This window comes from Halomonas sp. BC04 (assembly GCF_000568385.1).
This window is the reverse complement of the sequence record NZ_AZQX01000106.1, coordinates 1-7,330: the sequence shown is the minus strand read 5'-3', so window position 1 is coordinate 7,330 and position 7,330 is coordinate 1. Positions and strand designations below refer to the sequence as shown.

At 49.3% G+C, this 7,330-nt stretch carries 7 protein-coding genes and 4 pseudogenes; all 11 read right to left on the bottom strand.

The genetic code is table 11. The features are described from left to right. Window positions 1-164, bottom strand: a pseudogene (locus tag Q427_RS31090) (IS1595 family transposase); the annotation flags it as partial. A gap of 142 nt (window positions 165-306) precedes the next feature. Next, window positions 307-606, bottom strand: a complete 300-nt coding sequence (locus tag Q427_RS33560) for a hypothetical protein (RefSeq protein WP_231613516.1) — start codon at window positions 604-606, stop codon at window positions 307-309. A 64-nt stretch (window positions 607-670) separates the two neighbouring features. Then, window positions 671-823: pseudogene (locus Q427_RS36745) on the bottom strand (transposase); the annotation flags it as partial. Window positions 824-944: 121 nt separating this feature from the next. Then, window positions 945-1,376: a hypothetical protein gene (locus tag Q427_RS29880; protein ID WP_081785880.1), complete on the bottom strand. Its 432-nt coding sequence runs from the start codon at window positions 1,374-1,376 to the stop codon at window positions 945-947. Then, a complete protein-coding gene (locus tag Q427_RS07600; RefSeq protein WP_155833481.1) occupies window positions 1,366-3,426 on the bottom strand; it encodes a hypothetical protein in 2,061 nt (686 codons plus the stop codon). The genes Q427_RS29880 and Q427_RS07600 overlap by 11 nt, the downstream gene beginning before the upstream one ends. Then, complete coding sequence (locus Q427_RS31085; RefSeq protein ID WP_155833480.1) at window positions 3,408-4,178, bottom strand: hypothetical protein; 771 nt, start codon at window positions 4,176-4,178, stop codon at window positions 3,408-3,410. The genes Q427_RS07600 and Q427_RS31085 overlap by 19 nt, the downstream gene beginning before the upstream one ends. Further along, entirely contained in the window at window positions 4,130-5,020 is an 891-nt protein-coding gene (locus Q427_RS31080) for a hypothetical protein (RefSeq protein WP_155833479.1), read from the bottom strand. The genes Q427_RS31085 and Q427_RS31080 overlap by 49 nt, the downstream gene beginning before the upstream one ends. 125 nt (window positions 5,021-5,145) lie before the next feature. Continuing rightward, window positions 5,146-6,444, bottom strand: a complete 1,299-nt coding sequence (locus tag Q427_RS07590) for a site-specific integrase (protein WP_043512557.1) — start codon at window positions 6,442-6,444, stop codon at window positions 5,146-5,148. A gap of 73 nt (window positions 6,445-6,517) precedes the next feature. Beyond that, window positions 6,518-6,628 (bottom strand): annotated as a pseudogene (locus tag Q427_RS31075) (Y-family DNA polymerase); the annotation flags it as partial. A 2-nt stretch (window positions 6,629-6,630) separates the two neighbouring features. Beyond that, window positions 6,631-7,071: a LexA family protein gene (locus Q427_RS07585; RefSeq protein ID WP_043512554.1), complete on the bottom strand. Its 441-nt coding sequence runs from the start codon at window positions 7,069-7,071 to the stop codon at window positions 6,631-6,633. Between the two features lie 32 nt (window positions 7,072-7,103). After that, window positions 7,104-7,330, bottom strand: a pseudogene (locus tag Q427_RS07580) (IS1595 family transposase); the annotation flags it as partial.

Genomic DNA, 7,330 nt, shown 5'->3' with positions numbered 1-7,330 from the left:
TCAGCGCCACATGCGGGCATGAAAGGTGGAGATCTTGCGGTGTCGAGCAGAGTATTCGCTTGTGAGCTGATTTGCCCAAGGATCTGATATGCCAGGTATTTCTTGAGATCAACAGGGAGGCTTGCCAGGGTCTGCTCAAGGGCTTTGAGGTCTGCTTGTTTCATGGCGTGCTCCAGAGGCAAACTGGATATACAGTAGTTTATACAGTATTTTTAAAGCACGCCAACAACAGATACCAACATAGCCCGTTTTATACAGTATTCTCGACAAAGCCAACCGCATGCAACAGGTAAACCCTAAAGGAAATTAGCTGTCCGCACCCGCAGAGGAAAAAGGTGAAGCGAGACAGGGCGATGCGTGATGCCTGATCCCTATTTTTGACAGGGCCAGCAGCGCCGCTGTCTCGGCGAGGGCCTTGTCCTTGCGGTGCAGCTCCCGCTCCAGCTTGCGGAGCCGCTTCCGCTCCGCCTTACGCGCCTGACGAAGCTGCTTGGCCTGCGCTGCCGCATCGTCGTTGGCGTTCATGCAGGCACCCCGCCAGGCTTCCACCTGCTCGGGGTGGAGCCCACGCTCGCGGCAATAGGCGCTGAGTTCGGCCTCGTTCATCGGGGCAGTCTCCAGGACAATCTGGAACTTCTCCTGGCTGGTCGGGCTGGGTCGAACGTGATGGCAAAACCTGTCCTCGTGCTCTGGCCTGGTTCCGCCAATTGTAGAGAGTTGTCGCTGTGATGCCTTCCTGCTCGGCCAGTTCCGGGATGGTCATGCTGATGGGCGGCGCCATCTTCTTGAGGATGGCTTCCTTACGCTCTGCGGGGTAACGCACGTTGATCACCTCTCAATCCGTTTAGGTGACAACTACGTTGACGGATAGGGTTCGTAGGCGAGTTACATACTAGGGATCTCGCCACGTGAGATGTTTAATACACAGCTTGTTTTATTCATGTTTAGGGCTGCGAAAGTTTAGACACCTTGTTAGATTGGGGTAGTTTCGCCTCCAAACTAGCAACACGATTCATCAATTGAACAATTTCGGCCTCGGCATTCACGAGTCGTGCAGCCGCTTTGTCACGCTGTAGGGTCAGCGCTTCGATACGTTCGCGTAGTTTGCGCGTAGCAGCACGCTTAGACAGAGTTGTTTTATGTATACTCGGTGGACCTTCTTGAGGGTGCTCTCGAACCCATCTCTTAATTTCTGCGCTAAGCTCAGGGTACCTAGCGCTGCGCAATGCGGAAGGATCTACTCCTGCCTCTTTTGCGACATTGTTCTGCGAGACAGGTGAGCCTTTAGGGAGCCGATCTGGCTTGTGCATTTTGAGACGATTAAAGGCCTCACGAAACATCACTTCAGCACGGCCCGCACTTTTTTTAACTGGCATCTATGACCTCCAGCGCACGACAGGCAGATTCAATCTGCGCTTTGATAGATTGGTTGAGCATTATGTTCTCATCCTCAAGCTTAATTCGGTCATTGAGCACATCAACCAGCCGAGCAATAACGGGCCTTTTGGTTCGGTTAAGAGTAACCCATTCGCAGGGCTTGTGTTTGCCGTATCCCATGCAACTAGAAATATTGCTTACTCCACCAAGCGGACAGGGGGTGCCCGGCTTACTGCACCCTCCAAGAAAGGTTTCGTGGTAGTTCAATTTTCCAACCTTGGCTTGCTTTACGAGTTGGCCGTGGTCCTTGCTATTTATTGTTTCCAAGATTTGAGCCTTACGCTTTTCACCGTGCGGAGAGATATGATCGTCGGATAACATCTGTGCTGCTTTCCGTGCTAGAATCTCGAAAGCCACGGCAATATAAGCACCAGCTGCCTGCTGATTCAATGCAGCTTGGAGATACCGATAGTTATTGGCATAGTAACGAGACATGAGTCGATTAAGGTGCTTTAGTTGATAGCAGAGATCGCTTTCAGTAACCAGGCCGGAAGACATCATATTGACAGCCCCCGTTCGTCGAAACTGGTGCCAGCTAATAGGCCAGGCTTTCCCGACAGCGAAAGAATCTGGAGGTAAATGATCGTTGAGTTCACGGGCGATCTCCATATCGCTCTTAGTAATTCGCAATACTTCGGGATCCAGTAATTTTGGGTATGCATCCAGCAACAAGCCGAAACTTTGTACTTGTTTCTTCCCCCTTCTGCTTTGAGAGTTTTCGTTTGACCATGGTTCATATTTTCTAGTTTGCAAAATGGGGTTTTTGACATCCTTTTCGGCCAATGTAACAGCCGGATTGGATTCCGCAGCAGAAATCCTTAGTTTAGCAACGCTTTGCATCGCCGCTACTGCGCAAACTGCTGACTCCGAAACAATCCAACTAGCATCATCATCATCCTGAGTCTTAGTTGTTTCCGAATTAATCAGATATATATCCTGACCTAAGCTATCTCGCTCAAAACTGAGACAGCTGGCCCTCAAGCTGGCTCCTTCTTCACGCCGCATCAAACTAAAATTCATAATATACGCAAGGCCTACGAAGCTGATTAGAGACAAGTATGAAGAGAATGCCAGGATTCCTTTTTTATCGCTAAGCCCAACCCATTTGTCCAATAAATCAGCGATACCAAACCGTTCAGCGGTTATACGAAATCGGCCAAAATACTTCTTTCCTGGGATTTTTCGGTTCAGATTTCGGTGCATAAACGGTAACCAATGACCAGAAAAACTCTCGAACGCTGCCTTCGACGATCCAGCGTTTTGAATGTAAGCTTTCATACAGAAGCCGAAGCACGACTCGACGCCCTCTTGATGCTCAATGAAATCATCAAGACATTCACGAAGCCTAAGGTTCTGGTAAGTCCAAATTCTCGGCGGAATATACGCATACTGGACAGACTCACGCTTAGACACAACAACGGCCAACTCTTCGAGAGCTTCTTCGTTCAACACGACAAAACCTATGGCATCACGTTGGTACCACAGACGGTAAAGTTCAGTAAGGATGCGCGCCGTGCCTATCTTTCCTCGGAGTGAATTTATAAATTCTCTTGTCACGTGAGGGTGTCGATAGAGTTCATCAGCGCTAATTTCGCGGCGTGTGCAAAGTGCGAAAATCGGCTTTAAAGCATTTATCATGCTCTTTAGTGTTCTCGGTTTCGATACTGAATCTTGGCCGTACAGCCAATACGCTGCAATGATGCGTAATAAGCGTGCGTTGGTTGGATCGATGCGATCTTGGCGTTTAGTGAGTATTGGCCCGTCATTGAAAGTCAATGACAGGGAAGCTCCATTCCAAGGAGATAGATCCCAAATGTGGTCAGAAAATTGACTAACCACACACCCGTTGGTATCTACGCTAACCGGCCAGTCATCAAGAGGAGGCCAAGAAGATGGCTTTATATTCAAAGCCCCCTGTGTTGCAACGGGGGCGACGAGACCGGGTAGGTATGGATCTGAAGGCCGCACGCTCATTTCAGCAGCTCCCATAGTTCGATAAAGCCCTCCCATGCGGGATGGTATCGTCCCTCCCAAATACGACTCCTGGCTTCTTTTACCCAAGCAGCGCAGTCTTTATTGCGGTCAGCCAATGCTAAAAGCTTACCCTCAATCCGATCGATTACTACATCAGCTGGATGTGGCTTCGTTTTACTTTTAATGGGGCGTTCATAATCATCACGCTCAAGTCTCTTTAAGTGAGCGTGAGAGGCCAGCTTCCAGGCATAGTCGATTTCAAGAATATCTCGATGATAGATGCAGAACAAGCACCCTTCAGGGCTGACGCAATCAGGTATAGGGGCGGCTAAATGAATGCCTTGCTCAGGAGTTGGTGGTAATAGATCTGAGTTAACGCAGAGTCCAGGGCCTGCTGATAGAGAAGGATCATTCTTCTTGTGAAACTGGCTAATTCTGGCTGAAGCTGACTGGTGATGGGGTTCTTCGTATTCGAGAATTAGGGTTTGCTTAGCGTGCGCGCCCATAGTGGCGCTTAGAACAGTATTGCCAGTGAGTCTTAGCAACCAGTTCTGTCTAAATTTTCTAATGCTCTGCAAATGAAAGTGGGAAACACCCGCGGTTTCGCATATATTTTTCAACGCATAAGACCATCGACGCTTGTCTTCAGGCGGAGCTATTGCATTATTAATGAATGGGAAAAGTCGTTCGTCAAATGGGGCAACCTCATCCCGCCAAGTCAAATAACGATTAAGCCAGCGACGATATTCCCTGAAGGCTCGGAACAATGCTTCCCCATTCCGACGCTTTTTGTAGACTTTGAACGCCAGTACATCTTCGTCGTCATGTTTCCATCGAAGTTTCGTGCATTCAAGACGCAAGGCCTGCTGGCATTCATTCCAGTTTGAGCGACAAATATCGCTAGCTCAGCTTCAATACGTAGGTTAGCCATCGCTGCGCGGTGCATGTTATCTATTATCTGCTGATGCGGCTGCAGAGCTTGTCGCAGCCTTAGCCGAGACGCCATATCTCTACTCGAAACTTCCTCGAGACTCTTTGACATCCCCGCAGGCCAACGTCGCTCAACACCATTCGGCAAGCGAAGTACAAATGGGAGAGGGCCTCGAATATTTTCAACAGTTAGGGCTTCACATAGGCTAACTAGGAAATGTCCGAAAATAGCCGCATTGGCCAAATTGGACTTGTCAGCTTTCCGACTCCTGCCTCTTTCTTTCCTTAGTCGGGTTTTTCTAATTAAAATATTGCTGGAGCTTACCCGCTCATCAACTTTAAGATTCAATACATAGAGCAGTATTCCTGCTATCTTTGCGGCTTGATCATACGCTACGTTTTTCTTCAAATCTCTCTTAATATTTGCCCGGTGCCATAGGTGTTCAGCCCATTCCAAGTACGCTTGCTCAGCGGTTTCTAATCTTAATGCTTTGGTGCCATATTCATCGCTCCAAACGATGAATTTCACAGTGCTCCATAGGAGTTCTTTCACATAATGATGACTTCGCCCAATAACTAGAAGAGTTTTAAACCTTTCGTGAAGTTTTTCGATGAGTTCTAATCGTTCACTCAGCGGTTTGCCCAGCCTCCCCAGCTTGATATAATCGTCCACCAGCATGCGATTTATCCCAGCACCTCCTTTGTAGAGCCAAGGTTCCAAATTCCAGATTGTACCGTGGGATCCAACAGCAATCTCCGGGAGGCACAAGTTTGATTGGCCTACGCGGTAGGAATTTTTTTTATTTATAATTGTGCGATACATTCGTCATTCTCATATTCGTCCATATCAGCGATACCCATGAAAAAAGCTGTAAATTTCTCCGAGGCTTCTTTCATTGCTTTAGTATCTTCGACAAACTTGAGGTACTCTAGTGTCGTCGCATCGTTCTTGTGTAAGCACGCATCACGGACAAATTTTATTGCAGTGGAAACCTCAGGAAATGCCTCTAGAGCTGCCATCATTAACATGGTCGCAAAGGTGGCACGAGATTGATGAAACTTAAAGTTGCGTAAAGCTGTAATCCCTTCTTTTTCTGCTAGTTTGCGAAGTCGAGACATTTCAGTATTGATTGCTGAGTGTCCTCCAAATGCATCTTCGTAGGGCCTCCCGCCGCCCGTTAAAAAGACAAGTGCTGTATGCTCAACGCCTGCCTCTTTCTTCCGCAGCAGTCTCCGAGTAGACCATAGGTATCTTTTAACTTCATCAAGGACCTGACATGGAATTAGGACACGTCCAGAAATTCCCATTTTGGTTTTGACTTTTGGTAAAGCATTAGGTCCTATTGAAAGATGGTAAAAGCCGGAAATAGAGGCTGGCACAGCATTTTCAATAGTCTCTTCCTTTAGATCACATATCGATCCTAGGCGCATCCCAGTTGCGAACCCCAATCGCAGCATAAGCACGATTTCTTTTGGAGAGTGCTTGTTAGCGTATGAAAGAATATCCTTGCGCTGAGCCAGTGTAACTGGCATAAGCCCACCTTCAAGCTGCAAGACTCCAGCCGGTTTTCGATTGGGTATTGCGAGATCCGTCGTAGCGACCTGTATCGTTCGGGAAAACCCCGTAAAGTCTTGGTACTTAATGACAGCAGTACGGTCCTGCCACATCGGATTCTCAGTTGTTAATAAGGACTTTGAATGCACCCACCGATAGAAACGAATTGCTACAGACATACGGTGTGAAACCGTAGAAGGTGCTAGTTCTCCTCGGTTTCGAGCATCGATCAACGCTCCTCGATATTGATTTAGGCAACGCTCGTAAGATCGCTGAGGAAAATGCCACCAAGCAATGTCTTCGCTATCAAGCCACTTGGCATAGGTCAGTAGACCCTGCATGATTGAGATTACAGTCTTGATTTCGCAACTAGTTTTGGTGAGTTCTAGCGCCCATAAATTTGCTTCAACCCAGAACTCACCGCTACTCCAAAAAATGACTGGAAGGCTCTCTATAGGCGGGAAGTGTTGTTCTAGAACCCAATGGACCGATCGCTCCCGAAGTTGAGGGCGTTCTGGTGTGTATGGGATAAATTCGAGAGTAGCCATTCCTTGAATGTAGCTCGTTCTGTCACCATTGCACGTGCTGCAGTGTTTTATTTCGGCACTGCTGCTGACCTGTAACGCAGCCATCGTTGTTGGAAAGCACGCCAACGGGGCGGCCAACCAGTCGCGGCTGGAACACGCGCTCGCAGCTGACGTAGAAACTGTTGCAGTCCACCAGGCCGATCAGCGTCATACCGGGTACTCGTGAATGACCGCACGCACCACGCCCCACACCTGGCAGTCGAGTTCCCTGAGAGGGATCGGCGCATAGCGGGGGTTGCCCGAGCAGAGATGCGGCTGGTTGCCGAGCAGCTCATAGCGCTTCACGGTGATCTCGCCATCAACCATGGCGACCAGGATATGGCCGGGTCGCGGATTGATGGAGCGATCCACCAACAGCAGGTCGTCTTCGTGGATGCCCAGGTTCACCATGCTGTCGCCAGTGACCGTCATGAAAAACGTGGCCGCAGGGTGTTTTACCAGGCGTTCGTTTAGGTCGAGCGTGCGGCCTTCGTAATCCTGAGCAGGCGATGGGAAGCCGGAAAGTCCCGCGCGGCCGAGTGCCAGCGGGTACGGCAGGGCCTGGGTAGCCGGGTCAGGGTGGGCAGGAATGAGGTGCTCCGGTGGCATGGTGGCTTCTCTCCAATACTGTTGGTATGTGGCTATGTTGGTATCTGTTGTTGGTCGGCGCCTATCGCCGCGCGTAGCCACGACTCCTCGGCTGGCTTCGCCGTTTCAAACAACCGCCGCCATGCCAGGTAATTCGGCAAGTACGCTGTCCCCACCCCATGAAAGCGCCCCATCCAGCCCTTCAATCGGCTGATATAACTGTTGACGTTCTGAATGTGGTATTCCTTGCCGATCACTCGCTGATTATCGAGTGTGATCA